The sequence below is a fragment of the Stieleria marina genome (assembly GCA_007741555.1).
GTDB lineage: Bacteria > Planctomycetota > Planctomycetia > Pirellulales > Pirellulaceae > K23-9.
Genome location: CP036526.1, coordinates 4,457,466 through 4,479,361, shown reverse-complemented (window position 1 = coordinate 4,479,361; position 21,896 = coordinate 4,457,466). Strand labels below are relative to the sequence as shown.

The following is a 21,896-nucleotide window of genomic DNA, read 5'->3' as shown; positions in this document are numbered from 1 at the left end:
TTTCGGAACGCAAGAAGGCGGAATGCGGAATGTCTTTCCTAGGCTGCCTGCCTTGCCCTAAGCAAAGGAGGCGACGTTTGAATACTGGCCAGAAATCGACTTGATTACTTATTGGGGAATCCTGCTACCGTTGCCTCTTGGGGCCGGAAATCAGGAGTGGAAAAATGATACTCGAGCAAATGCCCGTTTCCAGTTTGCAGCCCGACCAAGTCTTTCTCTGTCGACATGGTCTGCTTTACCGTTACTTGGGAGGACGAGTCGCGTCGTTGATTCGGCTGGCTGACGGTGCCGAACCAGTCCACGAAACAGCAACGCGATTTTCGGCGCGTGAAGTCGTCGAACTAGTGCCACGGCTACGCAAGAGTTCGACCGCTAGCGTGCAGCACCAGGTTTAGTCGCCGGCGGTAAGGCAAGTGTTCGAGGCTCGCCGCACGCAACTGGTTTCGCCGCGGGCAACTGGTTTCGCCGCGGGCACAGTGAAAATTCCGCGAGGTGAGCGTGGCGAAATGCTCTGGAGCAATCCAGCTTTCACGCTGGCCAAATCGATCAGTGTTTGAAGGAACTGCTAGTGGTGGATCCACCAGTCCAGGGCATACACCACTGCGAGACAGGCAACGGTGATGACACCAACGATTGCAGCGATCGAATCCACTTTGGATGCACGCTGCTGGGGCGCCGTCGCCGGACTGGGCTGTCTTGGTCGGTTACCGTTTTCGATTGTGGGAGGTTCGTAAGGGTTCATCGCCCAGGGCTCAGGTTGGATGGCCGCTTGGTTCCCGCCGACAATTCGCCGTCAGCACCGATACAGTGCACTGCCGACGCTAGTGCATTTGGTCACCACCGCAATTCCGTGTTTCGTTTGGGGACGTCTATCGTAACTCGAAGCGTGAGCGCGGAAGAGTGACGGTGGTTTCAATCTTTGCTGCCGATCGTTTACCGGGCAGAGCACGGGCCTCTTGTTGTCGGCCGGACCGAGCAAACGTTGCGAATCCGCGAAATCACGACGCTCTGGGAATTGTCCTGACGTGAGTCGTTTGCAGTGAATGACGGTCGTTTACGCTGCGCTGGCACGGATCGCATCCGCATTCCGGGCGACGATCGGTTGGTCAGCGAGCAGGCTGATTTGATATTGCTGGATTGGTTTGTGGATGAAGCGATTGCGTTGCGATCGCTGAATGGGACGCTGAGACACCTTCCTCAAAACGGACGGAATGGTGGGGGAATTGGCAGTGACTTGCGCTGGCCAAACCAGTAAACCTGTCTTTGGCTACGACGATTAGGCGAAGCGATTCGCGCCGGTCAATAACAGTGCTGGCTCAATTGGGCGGCAAAGCTGTGCGAACGGTTGTTCGCACAGAGATCGAAACATTGTCTAGCCGACCGCACATTCAGACGAACTGCACATTCTTACTGACTGCTTGGACACGGATCGAATCCATCTCCTAAGCCGTCATGCTTGCATGATACAGCGACTGATAAGTCAGCGCATTCGCAAGCCAGTGTTCGAGGCACGTTGTCGAACCGTGCCTGTCAGAACCACCTTTGTCGGCCTCGCCAACAAGCACTCGCTGCAATTTCAGCGAGGGACGACGCTTCACACAAACACATTTTTAGGAACACGGATGATGATTAGCGATAAAACTGATCACGGGCATGCCAACAGCGATCGCGTTGTAGCGATGAGCGATCACGACAAAACTTGCGGAGTCGGTTGCCAAGATTTCAATGAGTTGGATGCCAGAGCGGCCGCTCGATTGAAGATGAGCCTAGGAAGCTATCGACAGATGATGGTCGAAACGATGGCACGTCACGCAGGTTAACGGCCGCGCGTTCTACCAACTCGTGCGAGCGTGCGCAAATCATTGTCGTGCTTGCACGGCAGCGGTCTTGCACGGCAGCGGTGCCGTTTGATGATGCGAACCAGGTTGACGATGTGGGCCGAATCGCCAGGTGACGCGTTTGTGCATTGTTCGGTCGCCAGTTGGTGGCGGCCTAGCTTCACCGGGCCGCGACTGTGCAAGCAAGTTGTTTGCTGACTGGGCCTTCTCTTGCTCGCCTCTCTCTCTCTAAATGGCGACGCCGCTCATGTCGAAGTGATTGGAATCGGAACCTTGCGACGGCGGTCTTCTGTCGCGGCGAACGTTGCGGTTGATAACACTTGGCACCAGTTCGATTAAATCTTCATCCATGAATTGTCGAATGGTCTCCGACTCCGGTTCGGACCCATCGGTTAGCCGGAGCAGGATGGCCAGTCGCTCACCGAAGTAACGGTAGAGCAACCCGTCGCGACAAAGAAAAATCTGGTTTGACCGTAGTTTAGATACGGGAATCTTTTGCAGAATCATGCCGCAATTTCCTTTCAAGAAGATGGCGGTACACTAGCCAAATCTAAATAGGATGCATAGGTCGAAATTTGCGCAGTGTTCAGGTGCTAACGGCGGCCAGTGATCAATCGCAGTACTTTCAGAAAACGCGTTTACCAATCCACCATCAGGCTCTGGACGGCCTGCGCACTTGCAAGTCGCGAATCAGCGCAGCGCCATTTCGCTGAAGTTCGCCGCGTTTGCGCCTACTGGGCTTGGTACGCGGTGGGGCCGGTCATCGCCGCTGTTCGGGGCATCGCGGCCGTGCTGGGCATCGCGTCAGAAAATTTTGCGTCGGTGCGTTTCAATTCGTCGATGGCTTTTGCCCGCAAAGCATTCAGCAGGTCGTTGTATTCTGGTTGCAGGGCTAGGTTCGTTAGCTCTTCGGGGTCTGCGTCCAGGTCATAGATCTCTTCCATCTCGCCTTCGACAAACGTGCGGATGTATTTGTATTTGCCGTCACGCAGCAGTGCGTACCAGGGAATGCCACCTGTCACGGTAAGTGCTTGACCGGTCGGAATCACTGCGGTGTCGTCTCCGTAGGTACGTCCCGTATGAGTCATCAGCGTGGCGGAATTCCAGGCGGCGGTTTCGGGATTTTCTAGCAGCGGGCGAATGTCTCGGCCATGCATTTTCCAAGGGATCTCGGTTTGGGCGGTGTTGCAAAACAGTTGCACGACGTCGGGGGCATTGATCGGATGCCGACAAACTTTTCCTTCGGGAATCTTTCCAGCGTGTCGAATGACCAAGGGCGATGCAACGGTTGCGTCGTAAGGCGCGACTTTCTGGTTGAATCCGTGTTGTCCCAACGCAAAACCTTGGTCAGCGGTGTACACGATCATGGTGTTAGTTTGTTGTCCTGAATCCTGCAAAGCTTTGACCAGCCGGCCGACTCCTTCGTCGATCGCCATCGCGCATTCGTTGGTCTGTTGGACCCAGTCGTCATACGATTGGCCCGCGGTGTTGGTGTTGAAATTGCTGGCCTTGAGTTTCTTTTTGACTCGATATGCTTTGCCGTCGTCGCCGCGGATCCAGGATGCGGTTGACTGCAGGTACTTGGGTTTGTCCGGCCAGGGACCGAAAATGTCAGCGGGCAGTTCGGCCACTTTGCCCGCCAATTTTCCTTCGTGGCGATCCGCCGGAGTGGTCGGTCCGTGAACCGCGCCGTAGCACAACCACAGGTACCACGGTTTGGTTGGGTCGCGATCCTTGCCACCGATGTAGTCGACGGCCCAGTCGGTGTAATTGTCGGTCGAATAGCCGCCGACTTGTCGATCGACACCATTGAAAGTGACAATTTGGTTTTTGAAATAGTTGCCGGCGTTTTCGGGATGCCCGGGCCGATTCCAAACGATCTGATGGTCCCAGTCGCGCCCGTTGCCGGTGTCGACGCCCGTGTGCCATTTGCCAATCTGGGCGGTGTGATAACCGGACTTGCGCAGCTGCGACGGCCAGAATCGGCACTTGGCCGGGTCGTATGAACTGGCTGGATACTGGCCGGCCATCCGCATCGTTTGAACGCCGTGTTGCAATTGGCCCGTCAAGAAACTGGCTCGTGACGGCATGCACCATGCACCAAAGTAGCAGCGGTCAAATCGAATACCGCCCTTGGCCAACGCGTCAATGTTGGGCGTGCTGACCCAGTCCGGTGATTCGGGAACACACGAAAGTGTTTTGTAGTTCTGGTCGTCTGCGTAGATGAACAGAATGTTGGGCCGCTCTTCGGCCACGGCTTCGGGCCCCAGGAATTTGCCTGCGGCGACAACGATCAGGCAGCAGGACGCCGTGCGGAACCAAGTGGACATAGTAGCGAGGCCTTGGTGAAGGGGCGGGGTGCGAGGGGGAATCAGATGGCGACGCCCGGGCGTCCGATTGTAGCGTTTCGGTAGCGGTTGACCTGGTTTCCAAAAAGTGACTTGCCCTGCTTTCGTAGGCGGCTAAACAGCTTGGTAGCATTGGGTTAAACTGCGGCCATGAACAAACGATTGACTAAAATTAGCAAGTACCTGAGCTTTGTGCTGAGCCACCACCCCGAAGCAGTCGGGCTGACGTTGGACAGCGAAGGCTGGATCGATGTCGAAGAGCTCGTTGTCGCTGCGGTGGAATCCGGCAAAACGATGACAGTTCAGAACGTCATGGATGTGATCGCGCAGAGTGAACGCAAGCGGTTTGAACTGAGCGACGACGGCAAGCGAATCCGAGCTCTGCAGGAAGCAAGTTGAGTATCCAAAGTATCGCGGTCCCCGATTCGATCAACAAAATACCGTTGTCGGCCGAAACGGAGGCTTTGATTGACACCGCCAACGAAGCCATCGAAGCATTTCTGTTGGCCGATACGCGAGTGATCGAAAATTTTGTCACCTGCGATTTTTACCTGCTTGCGCAGGCGATTCACTGGATCGAAGAAAACCACCTTTTGACTGGCCGGCGGTTCTGTGAACTCGGCAGCGGTTTTGGCGTCGGAGCTCTCTTGGCTGCGGACAACGGCATGGAATCGGTTGGGATCGAAATCGAACCGGTTTTAACTGATCAATCCAACGATCTGGCCGAACACTTGGGATCGTCCGCCAAATTCTACTGCGGCAGCTTTGTTCCTCGCGGAGTGACCGGCCTGTTGGAACTCGGTTCGGACATCAAGCACGTCGATACAACCGAAGACGACGTGTTTGACGAGATCGGTTACGAGATGAGCGACTACGATCTTTTCTTTGCGTTTCCATGGCCCGGCGAACACATCTTTTTTGAAGCCGTGTTTGATGCGTGTGCGTCCGACGGCGCGATGCTGCTGACGTACCAAGGCCGCGAGGGCATGAAGCTGGTTCGCAAAGGCTAAGCGGCAAAACGCCGGCACCGCGCAAATCCAATCCGCCAATCAATAGTGCGGCGGTTTTTCGTCCAGTGGATCGACAGGCCCGTCGCTACCGGTTTGCGAGTTCTGAACTTTCTCGCGGAGCTTTTTCTGTTCCAGCGCAATCTTGTCCAGCCGCATCGATTGGTCCGTGACGACGTCGTTTAGCTGGTCGAACATCCGCTGGAGATGAGCGAGCTGCATTTCCAGCTCGGTGACTCGTTTGTCGGTGTTGTCAGACATCAACGCAGGCCTGGATTGAATCGTAAGGATCTCTGGATTGCAGAAGTGCCGGATCCCGATACCGAATTAGCGTCGGCTACGAAGCTTTGATATCCGCGAACCCGCGCAAGTCGTAGGGGATGCCGACGTAATCGAGCACACGGCAAAGTCCACGTAGTGCGACACCGAAACCATCGGGTCCGCTGAAACCACCGAATTGGCCGCCACCTTTGACGTGGGGTTCCAGATCCATGAACACTCCGTCTGCTCCGCGAGCGGTCATTCGCGAGTGCAGTTCGGGCAAGAATTCGCCCATGTCTCGCAAGATCGCTTCGTGGCCGCAATCACCAATGTCGGCGGGGACAAAGTTTGCCAAGCTGGCTTCGTCGACGTGGTCGATTCGAGCCGTAGGTGACGGATCGTGGTAGTCCTTGATGTGGACCCAGCCCAAGCTTGGTTTCATGGCTAAGTACTGAGCGTAAGTTTCGTCGGCGGTGAAACCTTGCGTGACAATGTTGGCACCGTCAAAGATGGTCAGCATCGCGGGATGGTTGACTTTTTCCGCGATCACTTTCAACAAGTCACCGGTCTGGCCCACCAAGTTGGCTTCGACTTCCAATCCAAAGGTCAGGCCACGCTGGTCGCAAACGTCTGCGATCTGGCTGAGCTGATCAGCAACTTGATCGACGTGGTCGGCCGGGTTGGTGCCTTTGGGGTGATAAAACGCAAAGCCTCGGATCAGTTTTGCACCGAACGCTTCGGCTCGATCACAGGCCGTCGCGACGTCTTCTTTGAGGTACTGATCAAACGGAATGAACGCGTTGGACGTGCCGTCGTCAACATCCAGCAGTTTGACTTTGCCGATTGGCGAACCAATGCTGCTGACCTTCAGGCCGTAGTCGGACTGCATTTTGACCAAATGCTGAATTTCGGCATCGCTGAGGGCCATCACATTTTTGATCCCGTCTCCGGCATCGACGAATCGGATGGAATAGTACTTCAGGCCGAGGGCAGCAAAGGCAGAATACTGCTGAACAGCTTGCTTTTCGTTGGCAGCTTCGTCAGCAAACCCGCTAAGAAGGATAGGCGTCGACATGTTGGATCGCAGCGTTGGAGGGACGTTCAGAAACAAGGAAAGAGTAGCCGCTTAGGGCTAGGATTTATCCGGGAATCGGACAATGATATTGCTGTGCAAACCGCCTCGAGGAGTCCATTTGCTTTCGACGGTAGCCGATTTTGGTTTCACGACGGCCAAAAAGTCGTCCATGATCCGATTGGTCACCGCTTCGTAGAAAATGCCCTCGTTGCGAAACCGCTGAAGGTACATTTTCAAGCTTTTCAGCTCTACGCAAAGCTGGTCGGGCACATAAGTGAACACGATTTCGCCGTAGTCTGGTTGTCCTGTTTTGGGACAGACCGACGTAAATTCGGGGCAATGGTGTTCGATGGTAAATTCGCGTGACGCGCTGGGGTTATCGAAAACTTCTAGCGTGTCACGAAAGTCGTTAGTTTGATTCAAAATTGATTTCTCCGCTTCCAGATTCCAAATTCTCGCACGCTTCGCCTCCATCGACTAGGGGCGATACGGCGGTTGCTACGATACGCATCAGCGAGACTTTTACTAGTCGTCAAGGCGAAGGCGAACTGACGGGCACCGATAGCTACTTTATCCGCACCAGCGGATGTAATCTGCGATGCTGGTTCTGTGACACGCCCTACGCGTCTTGGAATCCATCGGGCGATCAAACCCCAATGTCGCAGATTGTCGACAAAGCGGTGGCTTCGGGCGTCAAGCACGTTGTCTTGACGGGCGGTGAACCGATGCTGCCCAAAGAATCAGTGGAACTTTGCCAGTTGCTGCGTCAGGCCGGACTGTACATTACGATCGAAACGGCGGGCACGATCGACCGAGAGCTTCAGTGTGACCTGATGTCGGTCAGCCCCAAGTTGCGATCGAGCACGCCCAATGCCGACGAACATCCCAAGTGGAGCCGACTGCACGCGCAGCGCCGCTTGCCGATCGACGTCATGCAGCAAGTGATGAAACGCGGCGTCGATTACCAATTGAAATTCGTCGTTGATTCGCCAAGCGATTTTGAGGAAGTCAACGAGATTGTGGTCGCACTTGAGGCTCCGCATCACAAAGTGTTCATCATGCCGCAAGGCAGCACGATTGAAGCGATGGATGCCGCGATCAGTTGGCTTAAGCCGTGGTCAATCGATCAAGGTTTTAAATACTGTGATCGCATGCAAATCCGCTGGTACGGTAATCGCCGCGGGACCTAACCGATCAAGCCAAAGTCAACGCATGGCTTTTCGCGCCAGCTTCTTGGTTGTCCAGCGGTCTGAACGGAACTTTGGCTTGGGGCGTCACCGCGAGAGCGACGAAATCAAAAACCTCTACGAACTTGGTCTGCAGGGGACTCGGAATTTGTAGACCTGAAGGCTGTGACCGATGGTGTTTGCCGCAGTGGGAGCACTGGAGGTCGACAGGTCAGCCACTCAATTCCAGTGTGCGCTAGAGCTGCGTGATCAGGTCTGCGTGATCACGTCAGCCATCCTTAACTTTCAAATTCAACTTGAATCTCACAAGCCACGCAGCAATCGCCGGCGATTCCGAACGCGGCAAACGTAATCAGCGATAGGCCGATGACCGCGATCGCACCGGGCACCCAGCGACGATGCTGGCGAAAACCGGGTACGAAGGCAGCGAGTGCGATCGCGAAACACGCCAGCGTCATCCAGCGATGAAATCCTTCGTCGGCCAGAAAACTCAACCCCAACATCGGCAAGTATGCGATCACAAACGGCATCGCGGCGCAGTGCACCGCGCATCCGATCGACGCAACGATCCCGATCCAATCGCGGGCGGGGGAAATGCGTGTCAGCGTGTTCATTGTGTTCATTCAAAATTCTCCGGGCTGGGTCTTGCTACTTGTACGTCGATTTCATTTCGATTTCACAGGCAACGCGTCGCTGATTGGTCAAATACAACTCACGAAAACATATACACCCGGAACGCACATGCAAATGGGTTGCATGTGCAGTCGATGGTGTTGTATTGTGATGAGGTCGATGACACCGCTTGTGGCTATCGCCGGTCCACCGGCGTTAAACCTCACTGGTCCGCTGGTCTTCTGCCTCAATAGGACGCTGGACGCCAACGGGTTACCGACGAACGTTTGCCGTTTGTTCGCCGCGGCACACGCCTGCACTGGTCATGCAATACCTCAGTAAGGCGGCAGGATATTTTTCTGTTCCACGTTTCCTAAAAGGAAAACAACCATGCGTAAGATGTTTCTTAACAAGAAGGGCCAAGGATTGGTCGAGTACGGATTGATCATTGCCGGTGTCGCGTTGATTTGTGCGGCCGCCGTTTCCGTGTTCGGGCACAAGACCAGTGACTTGATTGCCGCGGTCGCGACGGTACTGCCGGGCGCTCACGCTGACGATAACGGTCCGATCGTTGCCGGCAAACTGATCGAGACGACCAGCGGAGGTAGTGGCGCGATCGCGCTGGACGCAGCCACGATCGTTGCCAACAGCGACACCGGTCGATTGGATAACAACGTCTTTGGTGCGACCACAGCCGGCGGTGGCGATGGCTTCGGTGGCTTGGTTCTGGAGCCGTGATCCCGGGTTGCCAACGCACTGATGCATGGATGCTCACGACAGCCCAGAACGTGATTGGTGTTGGCTTTTGTGCTGTCTGCGAGGTCCAACAGCGATCGAGCGACCGCACTGCATTTGCATAGAGCTTGCAAATAGGTAAGATTCTATCTTTACCGACACATCAAATCGCGTGAGGCAGATATGACCAATGACGAATCGCTTGACCTGGTCAAGCAGGCGATTCGCGAGGCGGGGCTGCGAGCCACGCCGGCGCGAATGGCAACTTTGCAATTGCTCCGGGATTCCAACGCTCCGCTCGCGCATGCTGCGGTGGCTGAGCATCTGTCTGCAAGCGGCGTCGATAAGGCGACTGCATTTCGCAATCTGAACGACTTGGTCGAGGCCGGTTTACTTCGCCGCACAGAAGTCGGCGATCACGTTTGGCGATTCGAGGTGGTCTCTGCTGAGCATGACAATGGACATCCGCATTTTTTGTGTGTCGATTGCGGGTCCGTGTCATGTCTGGACGATGTCAAGCTGACCGTCGGCAGCAAGCGGGCCAGCGAGAAAGTTGGCGAGATCACCGAGATTCTACTTCGCGGGCATTGCAACGACTGCCGCTGATCGGCACCATGCCTTGCTAGCACAAGCGTCGCTTTCATATGTTTGCGAGTTGGCCTGTTAGCCGTTGGTGTTTGCCACGGAACTATCGCTGCATCGCAAACGCGGAGATCGCGCGGAAGTGAACTCTGCGGAACAATCGTGTTCCAGCAAGTGACGTAGATATTCTGTCTTTGCAAAGGCCCGTGGCTCGCGCCAGCGGCTGACTGAGGAAGCGGTGGCCGGACCGATCGTGATCTTAAGCCGGGCAATATGCGTAGGCACTAATCGTCGCAGCGGTCACGCGGATCGTTTTGCCTCAAGTGGATGTGCCGGTTTTGCCGAATACGCTGGTATGTCCTTTGGTCGGACTCTAGTCGTCGTGTTGCACTGGCAGTGAGCGACGAAAACGCACAGAAATTTGTAACTGTCTGACTATCAGGAAACTCATGCAATTCTTTTGGCAACAAAATCGTGTAACACGATCAACTGCGTTGCTGCTCGTCGGTCTGGTGCTCTGGGTGCCCGCGTCTGCTGAAGCGCAGAAAATCGAGGTTCCGCCAACAATTCAGGGGCAGCGAAAAACTGTGGTGCCAAGTCTGCTACCGCCAGTTCAGACACCAGTGCAGCCCACCGGAGCCGATTCCAATCGCTCGCATCTACAAGAAAAGTTTCCGCAGGAACTGTATGTGCAGCCGACAAGCGAGCAGGCCAGGATAGCTAGGCGGAATGAAACGCGGTTCATTCCCACATCGATTGATCCGGAGTTGGTGCTCAAGCTGGTCGCCGGACGCCCAAAAATCTTACAGTTGACCGAGCCGCCCGTACGCATCTACACGCCAGCCGATACGATCATTCGCACGGAAATCATCGACGAGCAGAGTGGCAAGGAAGTCGCCGTGACGGGATTGAACCCAGGAACGACAACCTTGATCTTCTGGTTCGAGGACCAGACGGCGCCCAATGGTCAGACGCACGTTGCCTACAAAGTAGATGTTCCGGACTACGCCGATTGATGTGGTCGAGCGTGAAATCAACGCGAAGTTTCCTGAAAGCTACGTCAAACTGTCGACGATCGAAGACAGAATTATCGTTCAAGGCCAGGCACCCGATCCAATCGAGATGTCTCAGATTCTAAGCATCGTTGCGGGTGCTCGTGGATATCGATCTAAGCTGACTGATCCCACCGACATACAAAACCAATCTACGTCATCAACAACGATTAACCTCGTTGGAGAGAATGGATTCGATCAACAAGACCAAGCAGCAGCTCGGCGCAGGCAAATCAATCAGATCGAACTTATCGAAGCCGGTATCATCAACCAGATGACGATTGTTGGCGAACAGCAAGTGATGTTGAAAGTCACTGTTGCGGAAGTCAACCGGTCGGCTGCACGCAGCATCGGATTGAACTTCGGGGCCGACAATAGCAACGGCTTGACGGTGTTTCAATCGCTTGCTGGTGGTTTGGCGCAAACGGGGGCTGGAGCCCAAAGCGGAGCCAATATTCTGGCATCATTGGACATGGGCCAAGTCCGTGTGGCGATCGAAGCACTCCGGCGAATGAACCTGTCACGCACGCTTGCCGAACCGAACCTTGTCGCCATGAACGGTGAGTCGGCCGATTTTCAAGCCGGCGGTCAATTTCCGATTCCCGTTATTAGCGGCGCTGGCGGCGGTGGCAATAACCTGCAAGGTGTTTCTTTTGTCCCGTTCGGCGTGCAACTGCAATTCACTCCGCACATACAAGATCGCGACGTGATCCGGCTACAAATGAACGCTGAAGTCAGTACGCGAGACGAGTCGCTGGGCACCAGCATTGGCGGTGGTGGTGGCGGCACACAGGTCTCCGGGTTGAACAGCCGAAATTTTTCGACAACCGTGCAGCTGCGTAGCGGCCAAACCATCGCGGTCGCGGGGCTGTTGCAAACCAACTACGGAGCCAGCACGGATCGCGTTCCGTTCTGGGGTGATTTACCAATCATCGGTTCCACTGGCGGTGTGAATCGAAGTAGTAGTGGCGAACAGGAGTTGGTCATTCTGGTAACGCCTCATTTGGTCGCACCACTGGACGCTTGTGAAACTCCGCCGTTGCCAGGCAGTCAAGTTCACGAACCGACGGATATCGAGTTTTTCATCGCCAACCGACTGGAAAGCCGGAGAAGCAAAGACTATCGCGCGTCGGTACGCACCGATCACGCGAAACAAAAGCGGGCGGAAGAAAGTCGCTGCGATCAATTCATGGTTGGCCAGATTGGACCGACGGATCGATGCTGCCTTAAACCGACAGCGACACCTCATCGGCCATATTCCCCCGTTGAGTCAGACAGCTTCCTACCTCCAATGCAGCATCAGCAATGAGCATTCAAAAATTCACGACAATTTTACTGTGTGCCGGTTCTCTGTGCGCATGTATGGCGACACTGGGATGCGCAAAACGCGGCGGGGTCTTCGGCGTTGACTGTTGTGCCAACATTCCCGCTGGCGCAATACCGGACCCACCCGGTTCCAAGGCTTGCGAGATTCAACGTGCGCAAGTGATGGCGGCAAACACCGACCAACATGTTCTCTATCAATCAGACTTTGTTGGCCGGACAACCAAGCTATCACCTGCAGCGGCCGAACGAATTGACCGTCTCAACGCAGCAGGAAGTTTGAATTCGCAGACACTGAAAATTCAGCCGTCCTACAACGCCGACTTAGATCAAGTCCGCTTGGCGGCCGTCACCAGCAAGCTATACGAGAGTGGAATCACCGACGCTCGGGTAGAAATTGCCGTACCACCCGCACTGGGTCTATCCGGGGTGCTGGCTGAGAACAGTTTAGTGGGAGGCGGCCAATCACAAGGCAATGGTTCGCGTTCGGGAGCCCAGGGAACTGGCTTGAGTGGGGGGAACTTTTGATGCCACGTTCTGGAATCATGTTCCAACTGTTTGCACTGCTGTTGTTATGCAATCAGTCTGGATGCAGCAGCCTTGAGACGAAGACAAGTGAGCCGTTGGTCAAACCTCTGAACGGATCTCTGAGCCAATCCCTGGGGCATGAACCCGAAGGCAAGAGTCCTGTTGGAAAGTCCGATGAAAGGACGCTGTGCATGAAAGCTGCCGAGTCCGTGGCGAAAGAGGGGCACGCCAAAGAAGCGATTTTGCTTTACGAAAAGGCCGAGAGCCTGGACCGATCGTCCGACTCGCTGGATGCCGTGCTCGCTCCGCTTTTCGCACAAGTCGGCCAAACGGACAAAGCGGTCGCGCGCTATCAACGCGTCATCGGACAAGGCACCGCGACACCAGAGACGTATAACAACCTCGCATGGACTCTTATTGAATCGGGCCGATGCACCGAAGCGGCTGCGAACGTAGATCTCGGCCTCGAAACGTATCCCAATAACGAGCGACTGCGAGCCAGCAGAGCGGTTGTCGCCTACAAACTTGACGACCGAGACGAGGCAATGAAACAGTTTATCGAACTCTACGGCCCAGCAGCCGCTCATCACAACTTGGCAGTCTTGGACATCGAGCACGGAAAACTAAAACAGGCGGAAAAGCACCTCTCCAAGGCGACACAAATTCCGAATTGCCTTCCACAGTCTCTCGCCCTTCACGAAACCCTCCGCACTAAAGTCGCGAAGCTAAACCACCAACAGGCTCTTTGAGAATCCTGATGGATTCCCGCGGCAGGTTCATGAGTAAATGCACTTTGATTCGTCACGCGGTACAGATTCGGCACCTTGACGAGGCAAACTCGCCTGGTTCACTTGATTCCGATTCGCCTTCGTCGACTCAGCGTTTTTTTGACAGGGTGGCACCAACGCGTGCATTTCGTTTGCCGATTACATGAAACGGATCGCTAAAACCATCGAGCAATACGCAGGCATTTCTCAACTGCGCTAGAAGTCACGATCTCTTCAATGTCGACTGGAAACCGTCAGACGCGTCTTTTGTACCGTCGTAGACGCTGGACCTTAAACATAGCGCGACTGCCACCACCTCAATTGCAAAATTAGTGATTGACTGCTTGTGCAGGCGCCGCCAACAAATGGCTTTTCGGGGCCGATTCTTGGTGGTCCAGCGAGCTGGGCTGGACTGAACTGAGCTTAACTTCGGCTTCTTCGCTTGGCGCTCTGAGCGTCATCGCGAGAGCGACGAAATCAAAAACACGACGCCGCCGAGGCACGCTGCTACGGCCAGCGCCATTAGGTAGGTCATCAGCACGGCCAGCATGGATCGCGAATACGTCGTCGGAGCCATCACCATCAGCACGGCCGATCCGGCAAAGAACATCAATCCCCAGACCGCGACGTTGACGAACGCGAGATCTACCATTCCAAACATTCCAGTCATTCGGAGCGCCAAGCCAAACAAAACGCTGATCACAAACATGGCGACTACTAGGATCAACATCACCAAGCATGCTCGCCCAAAATCAAGTTTGGGGATCGCCGAACTCGAAGCCTCCATGCCGAAATTGTGTTGGCTTACTGTTGCGGGCGGACTAAACGGATTGGCGAGGTCTCGCACGGGGGCATTATCTACAGCAGATTCCTGTGCCCCCTTCACCGGTTCTCCCGTCGCGGCATCGCCATGTGTATGCACGGGGCCGATGATGCGATTGGCCAACGCAATCCCACCGCGCAGGAAAACAGCACCGATCGGAATGACGGCGGCAAAATAGATGAGTACCAGTAAGAGTATGCCGATGGCCACGGAGGGACCTTGTGTTGTGTCGAGGCGTTGAGGTGGGACGATTGCCGCCACTTTATAGCGGGTCATCTTTGGTATTGCCACGTTTGGTAGCGGCCAATCGGGTTGGTGCTTTTGGGGCGTCAGTGACGAATCCGTCCAAGATCGTTCGGGGTGACGCCTCGCGGCAATCGTGACAGCTAATATTCATCTATGATGGTGACGTCGCAAATGGTTCGCGGCTGGTTGCTGTTGGGCGAATCTTTATCTACTGCCGCAAAACAAACTGGTGTTCTGTGTTGACTTATCGCTCTTTTATAAGCTTGCTAATTCTGGTCGTTGGCGCTGCGATCGTGTCGGTTCCCCGTTCTGTGTCAGCCCAGTTGCGTAACAAGGCGGGCCGGGCCAAGGCACAGCAAGGTGCTCCGCGGACTTTTGCGGTTGATCCGGGCTGGGATGAGAGTCGTTTTCCGGAGCACGCCGTCTGTTACCAGAGTCCCCAAGCAATCGCGGCGATCTATGCGAAAACCAAGGGCGCCAAACCGCTAAAGTCGTATGACAAGCCGACGGACGGTTCCTTGCGCATTGTCGGCACAGGGCACAGTTTTATGTCGCCAGGGTACGGCACATTGCCAAAAATCGTGGCCGCTGCCGGTTACGATCAGCCGCGGCCGGTCACGCACGTTGGTGGCGGCATGACCGGCAGCGCGCGATACAAATGGGAACAGGAAAACGGAATCTTTCAGTTCAATCGCAAACCCAAACCACTGCTGCTAGCGACAATCGCCAACGCGCAGTGGGACGCTATGATGTGGGGGCCGTACTACAATGATCGCGCGGAATACTATTCGTGCTGGACCGATTTCTGTTTGAAATACAATCCCGATATGGTGTTCTACTTGTCTGACGCTTGGCCCCAGTTGGGGCAGCTTCCCAGGCGGCCCACGTCGGAATCGGAGCTTACCGTTGAACTTGTCCAGCGGTTGGCAAAAGAAAAACGAGCGATGTTTTTGGAAAGCTTCACCCAGCTGAACCGCAGCTACGAAGATCGCGTCTACGTCCTGCCGACTTCGCAAGCCATGGTACTGGCCGTGGAGTATTATCACCAAGGCAAACTGCCGGGTGTTCAAGGAATCCACAAAGCAGTCGGGGGCAAAGAACGCTCGCTTTGGCGCGATCAACTAGGGCATCTGGGCCGCGGTATCGAGGCGTTGGAGGGTTACGTTTTTTATGCGGCGCTCTATCGGCGTTCGCCCGAGTTGATCGACAAGAACATTTTTGGCTTGACCGACGATAGCTATCCCAGTGTCGAACTGGACAAAGCGTTTCGTAAGATCGCCTGGGAAGCCGTCCTGTCGGATCCACTTGCTCGGATCACAGACAGCGACGGAGACCGGATCGCAGACTGAGCGACTGCGCGGGGCTGATCTGGCCAATCGAGGAACGGGTACAAAATTGGATTGGCAGAAATTAGCTGCCCACCAGATCGTCGAACCACTTTCGCAGCTGTTTCATGCACGGTCGGTCATCCAAAAACATGGCCGTGTCGTGGTCTCCCAAACCGGACTGAGCCCATGTCCAAACGACGGCGGGATCGGTTGCATCGACGACCGCCTGGTACTTGGCCTGGGAGTTGTCCAACTGAAAGATCGCTTGGCCGGCAAACCGGGGTGCGCGAACTACCGCGTCGGGAAGGTTGGATTGTCGCCAGTTGGATCCGTCGTAGTGTTGGCAGGTAATGAAGCCTTTCCAGCGTTGCGCCATGGTTTTGTTTCGCAGTCCGATGTAGCCGCAGGCAATTGCTCCTCGCGAAAACCCGCTTAACACGACGTTGTCTGGATCGCCGCCCCATCGACTGCAGATTTCGTCCAAGGCTCGGTTGGCATAATCGACCGTGTCGTCGCCAGCGTCAGATCCAAATCCTGATTCGGCGACGCTGTTGGTTTCGCGATCCACGAAGGGCAGGCTGATCCAGATCGCGCCTTGACCCTTGGTTGCCCCGTATCCAATCACGCACTGCTCTGGGCGTCCGGGCGACCAACACCTGCCGGCGTGGCAATAAAAGTTGCCGGGAAATTCCGCGATCACGGGGAAAGACGCACCGGGGGTCCAGTCTGTCGGCAGGTAGACGACGCAGTACAGATCGTCCGATTCAGCACCGGCCAGCGGATAGCGAACGCGTCGGCCGGGGGCGGGGTTACCGTTCGTCAGTTTGGGGACGCTCAGTCGGCCTGCAGATGGCTTGAAAGCATCGGCAGATCCTTGGGTAATCAGTTTGCGGAATTCCAGCGATGTTGTATTGACGTTTTGCACCATGAACCGAATTTGCCGAATCTGGTTCGGGTCGATTCGGGGTGTGCCGTCTTTGAAGGAGTCTCGCAAGTCGCAGCAGAGAGTCTGACTTTGTCCGGCCGCAAGTTCAGCCGCGTCTCCCACCGCCGACCAACCGCTGGTGCCGACAACCCACAGGGTGACACTCGTTTTGGACTGGCCGGTGTTTTTGGCCGTCACGCAAACGGATTTCGTTTGGCCAAGTTGCCAGCCTGCTGCGGGCGCGGGGACGGCCACCCAGGCGGTCTTTTGTAACGTAGGTGCTTGAGTCACTTGGAAACGCAGGGTTCGCGTTTCTGCCGCATCCGCAAACTTGACCGACGCGTCGCGAACGTCGACCAATTGATCCGCGGACCGCAGATGGTTCCATAATTCGTCCGTTGCGTTCTCGTTGGCCGTGGACAATGGCGACCCGCACAACCACGAAAGGGCGATGGAGACAGCTGCGTAGCGGATCGTATTCATGTGCCAGTTCCAGTCCATTCGATTAAGCGGTTGGTTTCAGATGTCCTTTCAACATGCGAAATGTTCGTTTGCACCCCTCGGGACCGACTTTGGAAGCATGGCCTGTGCCTTGGGAATCGACGAATGCGACGTAAGAACCCGGCCCAAACCAGTGTTCCGTCAGCGCGGCGGGATCGCCGACGTAGACAAAGAATCCGCCTTCGTTGACTTGTTGCACATAAGAAACCGGTCCGTGGGTTTCGTGTTCGGCAGCCAAGTGCAGGCCTTTGGATTCGTTGGCATCAAGGTTTTGCTGTGCTTCGGAAATCAGCTGATCCGAAAGCACCGAAGTGTTGGCTTCGATGGTCACGATCTGCGAGTGTTGTGCAGGTGTGTCTTGGCAGCAGACGAGGCTGATGGAGATTTTGTTGGACATTGATCTAGAAGGGGAAAGAATCTGAAGGGGAGGAATCTGGAAACAGCAGCATCGCAGAAGCGACGGGCTTTTCATCGGGGGTTCTGACGCGGGCATTCGGTCGCGGGCATTCGGTCGCCCGACAAAGCTGCCAGATGAACGCTGCAAGATACTGGATAATGCCAGCGAGCGGTGGCGCGATGGGCGACCGCGGGGCGAAATACGCTGCGGCGCCGATGGCGTGCAGGCAGACGAAGGACGCCGGCCCGACGATCGTTTCGGCGTGTTAGTAAGTGCCGATTTCGCGTCGTTCGACGTCGGCTAGCAATTTCATCAACGCTCCGCGCAGTTCGCGGACTTTCAGCGGTAGACCTAGCATCAGCCGTTTTCCGCCACGGCGTGCTTCGGCGATGATTTTGCTTTGCTTGCGATCGACCAGCAAAATGGCGGGGATTTCGCAAGTGTGTTCATCGGACGCGAACTTGTTGTACGCTTCGAGCGCCAGCGATCCCAGTTCCGAGGCGCCAAAGATCACGCAGTCAGCGGGACGATCTTCTCCTTCGGCAAAACGATTCAACGCACGGTTGGGATCTTGGATCACTAGAACGCGATAGCCACGCGATTTCAGGCGTTCGCGAATCGCGTTTTGCAACTTGGCTTTTGATTCAACCAACATCACGACATAGCCTTCGCCTTCGATGGTTGGGAGCTCGTCTTCTTCAGTTTGGCCCTGTTCGTCATCGCCCTTGGGTTTTCCCTCGGGCCCATAGCGTTGTAGGTGTTCGATGGCTTTTTTGCATTCCGCGTTCAATGCGGCTGCGCTTTGCAATCGCTTGTCGGGATTCACTTCCATTGCTCGTTGCACGACACCGTTGGCAACGCCGGGGACATCGGGCACCAATTCGTGCAACGGACGGACTTCGTGAAAACGATTGACGCCTAATCGCTGCAAGCGGTCGCGAGTTTCGGTCAGCGCCGGGACTCCTGCGATCATGTGGTAAAGCATGTTGCCGGCAAAGTACACGTCGCTTCGCGGATCGTCTTTGCGAACACCGGTGCCGCGTTCCAAAGCGGCATAGTCGATTGCGCGAGCGTTGGGGCAATCGGCCATCTGTTCGGGGTCTTTGCGGTCCGCCAAAGCGGCCAGTCCAAAGTCAACAAGTTTGCAGCGACCGTCGGACGAAATCAGAACGTTGGACAGTTTCAAGTCACGGTGCGAGATCCCCAGACTTTGCGCATGAGCCAAGCCCGAGGCAATATCCGACATCAGTTGCAACGCCAGCAGCGCAGGCAGTTTGCCGCGAACTTTTACGAGCGAACGAAGCGTCTGGCCTTCGACAAATTCCATCACCAAGAACGGTGTGCGGACATCAGGCACGACGTCGATGATACTGACGATGTTGGGGTGTCGAAGTTTCAGTCCCATGCGGCCTTCGCGCAGAAACTGCTCCAGTTCTTTGGCTTCGTCGCGAAAACGTTTGCGCAGGACTTTGACCGCGAAGACTTCGTCGCCAAGCTGGGCGCGATACACGCGGGCAAACGTACCTTGCCCGATCAGATACAGGACTTTGTAGTCACCGTAAAAGTAACCGGTTTTGTCGCCCTTGAGAATTTTGTCCGACTGCAGCGTCGTGACCAAACCGTGACGCTGCATGACTGCGACGGCGTCTTTGAGCGTTCGTTCGCCGACACCCAAATCTTTGGATGCTCGAGCCACTTCGCGGCGCGTGGCTAATCCCAATTCCGAGATGCGCGCAACGAATTCTTCAGGTGTTGTTGGACCGTCCATTGATTCAATAAGCGGCCCAGGGGAGGCCTGATTGCGTAGTGGTGGGATGAGGAGAGAAAGGGCCGTGGGCAATTTTCCCATTGCGACTTCCAACCGCCATTCTACACTCAACGGCGGTTGGGGAGCCCCTCGGAATATCAGAACCTGCCTCGGTTTTCCGTCGGTAGGCGGTTGCCGGTCGGCGTCGATCGATGCGATCCGAACAATCCCTGCGACCGGACCGGACCGGATCGCACCTGACCGGACCGGGGCTGAGTCGATGGCCAAGGCAAACCGTCTCTGCCAGACGTGCAGTCGATCCCAGCGTGGTTATGAAAACTCCAGTGTGGCAGTCAAAAACTAGCGTGGCAGTGATAACCCCGCGTAGCAGTGATAACCCAGCGTGGCGACAAAAATTTACCTACGTCACACGCGGAACCAACCTGCCCGACGCGTGGGACCCGCCTACGTGAAAACTACATGCGTGGGACCGAAGCGATGCCCAGCAGCGAAAGGCCTTTTTTCAGCACGTTGCCAGTCGACGCGACCAGTGCCAACCGAGTCGTCTGGATCGCGTCAGTTTCGGCGTTCATCACATGGCACTGTTCGTTGAAACTTGCGTAGGCCTTGGCCGTGTCAAACAAATAGTCGACCAATTGATTGGGGGCGTAGTCGTTGTGGACGTTGACCAAGGCTTCTTCAAACTTGAGCAACATCAACGCCAAAGTCCGTTCGGCGGGATCGGTGAACTGGATCGAATGCTGGGCCACGCGATCGATGATGGCCGACTGATCCGTGCCGACTTTTTGAAGAATGCTCTGCGTGCGTGCGACGGAATACTGAATGTACGCCGACGTGTTGCCATCAAGCGAAACCATTTTGGTCAAACTAAAGCGGTAGTCGCTGGTCCGGTGGTGTGCCAAATCAGCGTACTTGATCGCTCCGATCCCGACGGCTTCGGCGATGGCGTTCTGTTCGTCTTGATCCATCGGCGGATCCATCTTGGCCAATCGTTCGGGATCGCAAACGACGCTGCGAGCCCCTGCGACGGCATCGTCCAACAAGCCTTCCAGCCCGATTAGCGTGCCGCTTCGTGTTTTCATCGGGCGACCGTTTTCGTCCAGGACGGTTCCGAAATTGACGTGTTCCAAATGGACTTTGTCGTGGCCGATCAGTTTGGCGACTTGAAACAGTTTTTGGAAATGTTCGCCCTGGCGTGAATCGACGACATACAGGACTTCGTCAGGATTAAATGTGTCCTCGCGGTACTTCAGCGTGGCCAAGTCCGTGGTCGCGTACAAAAACGCACCGTCTTGTTTGCGAATGATCATCGGAGCGTCGTAGCCATCCAAGAACACGCAAACGGCTCCGTCGCTTTTCTTTGCCAATCCTTTGTCGACCAATTCGTCGACCACGTCGGCCAACATCGAATGATAAAAACTCTCGCCCAACGTGTGATCAAACGACACGTGCAATCGATCGTAGATGCGATTGATTTCGTCTTTGCAGAACGGCAGGAATTCTTTCCACAGCGTCAGGTTCTCTTCGTCGCCTTCGTGCAGTTTGACCGTTTCGGCCAAGACATCTTTGTCGATCGTGGCATGCTGGTCGGCCGTTTTGGCGGTTTCGGGATCCGCCAGCACCGCTGCGATTTTCGCTTGCGCTGCCGCCAAGTTGTCTTGGCTGGATGACAATCGGCGTTTCAGATTCGCCAGGGCTTTGCGTTTTTTCTTGTTCGGTTTTTCCGTCGCTGCCAATTCGGCCTCGGTTTGCTTGACCAGGATTTCCGTTTCGGCGATCGCCTGCTTGCTTGGTTCGACCGACGCGACGGCTTTGCGGTAGTCGATCAGCTGATTCACTTTGCGATACAGCAACGCCAATTCGGGCACCGGGTTCTTCTTGACCACGTCCGGATCGCCAAAATGCTTGTACCCGTAGATGATCATGCCAAACTGAGTGCCCCAGTCGCCTAGGTGATTGTCGGTCGTGACGTTGTGGCCCAGGAAGCCAAGAATCCGAGCCAGTGAGTCGCCGATCACCGTGCTGCGGATGTGGCCGACGTGCATTGGTTTGGCAACATTGGGCGACGAAAAATCAACCACGATGTTTTTGGGGGCGTTGACCGGTTGGACCAGGCAACGTTCATCGCCGAGCAACTTGGCCAACGAGTCAGCAAGGAACTGATCGTCAATTTTTAAGTTGATAAACCCGGGGCCCGCGATGTCACTGGATTGGCACAGATCGTCGACCTTGAGGTTGTCGACAATCTCGCCGGCGATTTCACGGGGGTTTTTGCCATCGATCTGTTTGGCCAGCGGCATCGCGCAGTTGACTTGATAATCACCAAAGGCGGGATCAGTGGTGCCGCGAATCATCGACGCATATTGTTCAGGCGAATCGGTCAATCCGGACAGGGCGTCGGAAAGGCGTTCTTGCAAAATAGCGGGAAGGTGCATGGTGGCGATCAGCGAATTGGCAGAAGAAGGTCGGCAGAATCAAAGACGGTTTGGTCACGTCAGAATATCACGCGGGCTTCGACTCCCGGTAGACGGCTGATTTGGTAAACTTCGGGCCCAACTCCCACGCTCGATTCCTCTTTTGAAGAACGTCTTTC

At 55.5% G+C, this 21,896-nt stretch carries 25 protein-coding genes; 13 read left to right on the top strand and 12 right to left on the bottom strand.

Annotated elements, in window-relative coordinates:
* Positions 1 to 164 precede the first annotated feature (164 nt).
* Positions 165 to 395 carry a hypothetical protein gene (locus tag K239x_RS16055; RefSeq protein ID WP_145419255.1) on the top strand — a complete coding sequence of 77 codons (231 nt, stop codon included), beginning with the start codon at positions 165 to 167 and terminating at the stop codon, positions 393 to 395.
* A 170-nt stretch (positions 396 to 565) separates the two neighbouring features.
* Here K239x_RS16055 and K239x_RS28735 read toward each other — a convergent pair whose 3' ends face one another.
* Complete coding sequence (locus tag K239x_RS28735) at positions 566 to 742, bottom strand: hypothetical protein (RefSeq protein ID WP_419189030.1); 177 nt, start codon at positions 740 to 742, stop codon at positions 566 to 568.
* A 297-nt stretch (positions 743 to 1,039) separates the two neighbouring features.
* On the opposite strand from K239x_RS28735, the gene K239x_RS28730 reads away from it, so the two are divergent.
* Together K239x_RS28730 and K239x_RS16050 are read left to right on the top strand one after the other, a co-directional pair.
* A complete protein-coding gene (locus tag K239x_RS28730; protein WP_419189029.1) occupies positions 1,040 to 1,255 on the top strand; it encodes a hypothetical protein in 216 nt (71 codons plus the stop codon).
* 367 nt (positions 1,256 to 1,622) lie between these two features.
* Entirely contained in the window at positions 1,623 to 1,820 is a 198-nt protein-coding gene (locus K239x_RS16050) for a hypothetical protein (protein WP_145419254.1), read from the top strand.
* Positions 1,821 to 2,066: 246 nt separating this feature from the next.
* Here K239x_RS16050 and K239x_RS16045 read toward each other — a convergent pair whose 3' ends face one another.
* Both K239x_RS16045 and K239x_RS16040 read right to left on the bottom strand, forming a co-directional pair.
* Complete coding sequence (locus K239x_RS16045; RefSeq protein ID WP_145419253.1) at positions 2,067 to 2,345, bottom strand: MYG1 family protein; 279 nt, start codon at positions 2,343 to 2,345, stop codon at positions 2,067 to 2,069.
* A 224-nt stretch (positions 2,346 to 2,569) separates the two neighbouring features.
* Positions 2,570 to 4,168, bottom strand: coding sequence for a sulfatase-like hydrolase/transferase (locus K239x_RS16040; protein WP_145419252.1), 1,599 nt, complete (start codon positions 4,166 to 4,168; stop codon positions 2,570 to 2,572).
* Positions 4,169 to 4,336: 168 nt separating this feature from the next.
* On the opposite strand from K239x_RS16040, the gene K239x_RS16035 reads away from it, so the two are divergent.
* Together K239x_RS16035 and K239x_RS16030 are read left to right on the top strand one after the other, a co-directional pair.
* Positions 4,337 to 4,585: an RNA 2'-phosphotransferase gene (locus K239x_RS16035; RefSeq protein ID WP_145419251.1), complete on the top strand. Its 249-nt coding sequence runs from the start codon at positions 4,337 to 4,339 to the stop codon at positions 4,583 to 4,585.
* Positions 4,582 to 5,196 (top strand): class I SAM-dependent methyltransferase, encoded by a 615-nt coding sequence (locus tag K239x_RS16030; protein ID WP_145419250.1) that lies wholly within the window; start codon positions 4,582 to 4,584, stop codon positions 5,194 to 5,196. Before K239x_RS16035 ends, K239x_RS16030 begins: the two co-directional genes overlap by 4 nt.
* Positions 5,197 to 5,235: 39 nt before the next feature.
* Here K239x_RS16030 and K239x_RS16025 read toward each other — a convergent pair whose 3' ends face one another.
* The 3 genes from K239x_RS16025 to queF all read right to left on the bottom strand — a co-directional run bounded on the left by K239x_RS16025 (position 5,236) and on the right by queF (position 7,003).
* Positions 5,236 to 5,454 (bottom strand): SlyX family protein, encoded by a 219-nt coding sequence (locus tag K239x_RS16025; RefSeq protein ID WP_145419249.1) that lies wholly within the window; start codon positions 5,452 to 5,454, stop codon positions 5,236 to 5,238.
* Between the two features lie 76 nt (positions 5,455 to 5,530).
* Positions 5,531 to 6,529 (bottom strand): TIM barrel protein, encoded by a 999-nt coding sequence (locus K239x_RS16020; RefSeq protein WP_145419248.1) that lies wholly within the window; start codon positions 6,527 to 6,529, stop codon positions 5,531 to 5,533.
* Between the two features lie 57 nt (positions 6,530 to 6,586).
* Positions 6,587 to 7,003 carry a preQ(1) synthase gene (gene queF, locus K239x_RS16015; RefSeq protein WP_419189028.1) on the bottom strand — a complete coding sequence of 139 codons (417 nt, stop codon included), beginning with the start codon at positions 7,001 to 7,003 and terminating at the stop codon, positions 6,587 to 6,589.
* Here queF and K239x_RS16010 point away from each other — a divergent pair.
* Complete coding sequence (locus K239x_RS16010; protein WP_419189027.1) at positions 6,955 to 7,719, top strand: 7-carboxy-7-deazaguanine synthase QueE; 765 nt, start codon at positions 6,955 to 6,957, stop codon at positions 7,717 to 7,719. The genes queF and K239x_RS16010 overlap by 49 nt on opposite strands.
* Before the next feature lie 275 nt (positions 7,720 to 7,994).
* Here K239x_RS16010 and K239x_RS16005 read toward each other — a convergent pair whose 3' ends face one another.
* Positions 7,995 to 8,339, bottom strand: coding sequence for a MerC domain-containing protein (locus K239x_RS16005; protein WP_145419246.1), 345 nt, complete (start codon positions 8,337 to 8,339; stop codon positions 7,995 to 7,997).
* A 379-nt stretch (positions 8,340 to 8,718) separates the two neighbouring features.
* On the opposite strand from K239x_RS16005, the gene K239x_RS16000 reads away from it, so the two are divergent.
* From K239x_RS16000 to K239x_RS15980, 6 genes are all read left to right on the top strand, one after another.
* The gene (locus K239x_RS16000; protein WP_145419245.1) at positions 8,719 to 9,066 is read left to right on the top strand and encodes a Flp family type IVb pilin; all 348 of its coding nucleotides are present in this window, start codon (positions 8,719 to 8,721) and stop codon (positions 9,064 to 9,066) included.
* Between the two features lie 180 nt (positions 9,067 to 9,246).
* The gene (locus K239x_RS15995; protein WP_145419244.1) at positions 9,247 to 9,669 is read left to right on the top strand and encodes a Fur family transcriptional regulator; all 423 of its coding nucleotides are present in this window, start codon (positions 9,247 to 9,249) and stop codon (positions 9,667 to 9,669) included.
* A 566-nt stretch (positions 9,670 to 10,235) separates the two neighbouring features.
* Positions 10,236 to 10,661 carry a pilus assembly protein N-terminal domain-containing protein gene (locus K239x_RS28725; protein WP_419189026.1) on the top strand — a complete coding sequence of 142 codons (426 nt, stop codon included), beginning with the start codon at positions 10,236 to 10,238 and terminating at the stop codon, positions 10,659 to 10,661.
* A complete protein-coding gene (locus K239x_RS15990; RefSeq protein ID WP_419189025.1) occupies positions 10,639 to 12,006 on the top strand; it encodes a type II and III secretion system protein family protein in 1,368 nt (455 codons plus the stop codon). Before K239x_RS28725 ends, K239x_RS15990 begins: the two co-directional genes overlap by 23 nt.
* Before the next feature lie 179 nt (positions 12,007 to 12,185).
* Positions 12,186 to 12,548 (top strand): hypothetical protein, encoded by a 363-nt coding sequence (locus K239x_RS15985; protein ID WP_145419243.1) that lies wholly within the window; start codon positions 12,186 to 12,188, stop codon positions 12,546 to 12,548.
* On the top strand, positions 12,548 to 13,297 hold the full coding sequence (locus tag K239x_RS15980) for a tetratricopeptide repeat protein (protein WP_145419242.1): 750 nt from the start codon (positions 12,548 to 12,550) through the stop codon (positions 13,295 to 13,297). The genes K239x_RS15985 and K239x_RS15980 overlap by 1 nt, the downstream gene beginning before the upstream one ends.
* A 475-nt stretch (positions 13,298 to 13,772) precedes the next feature.
* On the opposite strand, the gene K239x_RS15975 is transcribed toward K239x_RS15980, so the two are convergent.
* Complete coding sequence (locus K239x_RS15975) at positions 13,773 to 14,348, bottom strand: hypothetical protein (RefSeq protein WP_145419241.1); 576 nt, start codon at positions 14,346 to 14,348, stop codon at positions 13,773 to 13,775.
* 275 nt (positions 14,349 to 14,623) lie between these two features.
* Here K239x_RS15975 and K239x_RS15970 point away from each other — a divergent pair, with 275 nt between their 5' ends.
* Positions 14,624 to 15,733 (top strand): hypothetical protein, encoded by a 1,110-nt coding sequence (locus K239x_RS15970; protein ID WP_145419240.1) that lies wholly within the window; start codon positions 14,624 to 14,626, stop codon positions 15,731 to 15,733.
* Positions 15,734 to 15,794: 61 nt separating this feature from the next.
* Here the strand turns inward: K239x_RS15970 and K239x_RS15965 are convergent, their stop codons facing one another.
* From K239x_RS15965 to argS, 4 genes are all read right to left on the bottom strand, one after another.
* Positions 15,795 to 17,120: an alpha/beta hydrolase family protein gene (locus tag K239x_RS15965; protein WP_145419239.1), complete on the bottom strand. Its 1,326-nt coding sequence runs from the start codon at positions 17,118 to 17,120 to the stop codon at positions 15,795 to 15,797.
* A gap of 22 nt (positions 17,121 to 17,142) precedes the next feature.
* The gene (locus tag K239x_RS15960; RefSeq protein WP_145419238.1) at positions 17,143 to 17,535 is read right to left on the bottom strand and encodes a hypothetical protein; all 393 of its coding nucleotides are present in this window, start codon (positions 17,533 to 17,535) and stop codon (positions 17,143 to 17,145) included.
* 265 nt (positions 17,536 to 17,800) lie between these two features.
* Positions 17,801 to 19,303 (bottom strand): serine/threonine-protein kinase, encoded by a 1,503-nt coding sequence (locus K239x_RS15955; protein WP_145419237.1) that lies wholly within the window; start codon positions 19,301 to 19,303, stop codon positions 17,801 to 17,803.
* Positions 19,304 to 19,758: 455 nt separating this feature from the next.
* Entirely contained in the window at positions 19,759 to 21,738 is a 1,980-nt protein-coding gene (gene argS / locus K239x_RS15950) for an arginine--tRNA ligase (RefSeq protein ID WP_145419236.1), read from the bottom strand.
* Positions 21,739 to 21,896: the final 158 nt, after the last annotated feature.

Bases quoted from the DNA above. Each gene is read 5' to 3' on its own strand.
- K239x_RS16005 (WP_145419246.1), bottom strand. From the start codon at position 8,339: ATGAACACAATGAACACGCTGACACGCATTTCCCCCGCCCGCGATTGG.
- K239x_RS16045 (WP_145419253.1), bottom strand. From the start codon at position 2,345: ATGATTCTGCAAAAGATTCCCGTATCTAAACTACGGTCAAACCAGATT.
- K239x_RS15955 (WP_145419237.1), bottom strand. From the start codon at position 19,303: ATGGACGGTCCAACAACACCTGAAGAATTCGTTGCGCGCATCTCGGAA.
- K239x_RS28735 (WP_419189030.1), bottom strand. From the start codon at position 742: ATGAACCCTTACGAACCTCCCACAATCGAAAACGGTAACCGACCAAGA.
- K239x_RS16055 (WP_145419255.1), top strand. From the start codon at position 165: ATGATACTCGAGCAAATGCCCGTTTCCAGTTTGCAGCCCGACCAAGTC.
- argS (WP_145419236.1), bottom strand. From the start codon at position 21,738: ATGCACCTTCCCGCTATTTTGCAAGAACGCCTTTCCGACGCCCTGTCC.
- K239x_RS15965 (WP_145419239.1), bottom strand. From the start codon at position 17,120: ATGAATACGATCCGCTACGCAGCTGTCTCCATCGCCCTTTCGTGGTTG.
- queF (WP_419189028.1), bottom strand. From the start codon at position 7,003: ATGGAGGCGAAGCGTGCGAGAATTTGGAATCTGGAAGCGGAGAAATCA.
- K239x_RS16050 (WP_145419254.1), top strand. From the start codon at position 1,623: ATGATGATTAGCGATAAAACTGATCACGGGCATGCCAACAGCGATCGC.
- K239x_RS16020 (WP_145419248.1), bottom strand. From the start codon at position 6,529: ATGTCGACGCCTATCCTTCTTAGCGGGTTTGCTGACGAAGCTGCCAAC.
- K239x_RS16000 (WP_145419245.1), top strand. From the start codon at position 8,719: ATGCGTAAGATGTTTCTTAACAAGAAGGGCCAAGGATTGGTCGAGTAC.
- K239x_RS15960 (WP_145419238.1), bottom strand. From the start codon at position 17,535: ATGTCCAACAAAATCTCCATCAGCCTCGTCTGCTGCCAAGACACACCT.
- K239x_RS15980 (WP_145419242.1), top strand. From the start codon at position 12,548: ATGCCACGTTCTGGAATCATGTTCCAACTGTTTGCACTGCTGTTGTTA.
- K239x_RS15985 (WP_145419243.1), top strand. From the start codon at position 12,186: ATGGCGGCAAACACCGACCAACATGTTCTCTATCAATCAGACTTTGTT.
- K239x_RS16035 (WP_145419251.1), top strand. From the start codon at position 4,337: ATGAACAAACGATTGACTAAAATTAGCAAGTACCTGAGCTTTGTGCTG.
- K239x_RS15990 (WP_419189025.1), top strand. From the start codon at position 10,639: ATGTTCCGGACTACGCCGATTGATGTGGTCGAGCGTGAAATCAACGCG.
- K239x_RS16025 (WP_145419249.1), bottom strand. From the start codon at position 5,454: ATGTCTGACAACACCGACAAACGAGTCACCGAGCTGGAAATGCAGCTC.
- K239x_RS16040 (WP_145419252.1), bottom strand. From the start codon at position 4,168: ATGTCCACTTGGTTCCGCACGGCGTCCTGCTGCCTGATCGTTGTCGCC.
- K239x_RS15995 (WP_145419244.1), top strand. From the start codon at position 9,247: ATGACCAATGACGAATCGCTTGACCTGGTCAAGCAGGCGATTCGCGAG.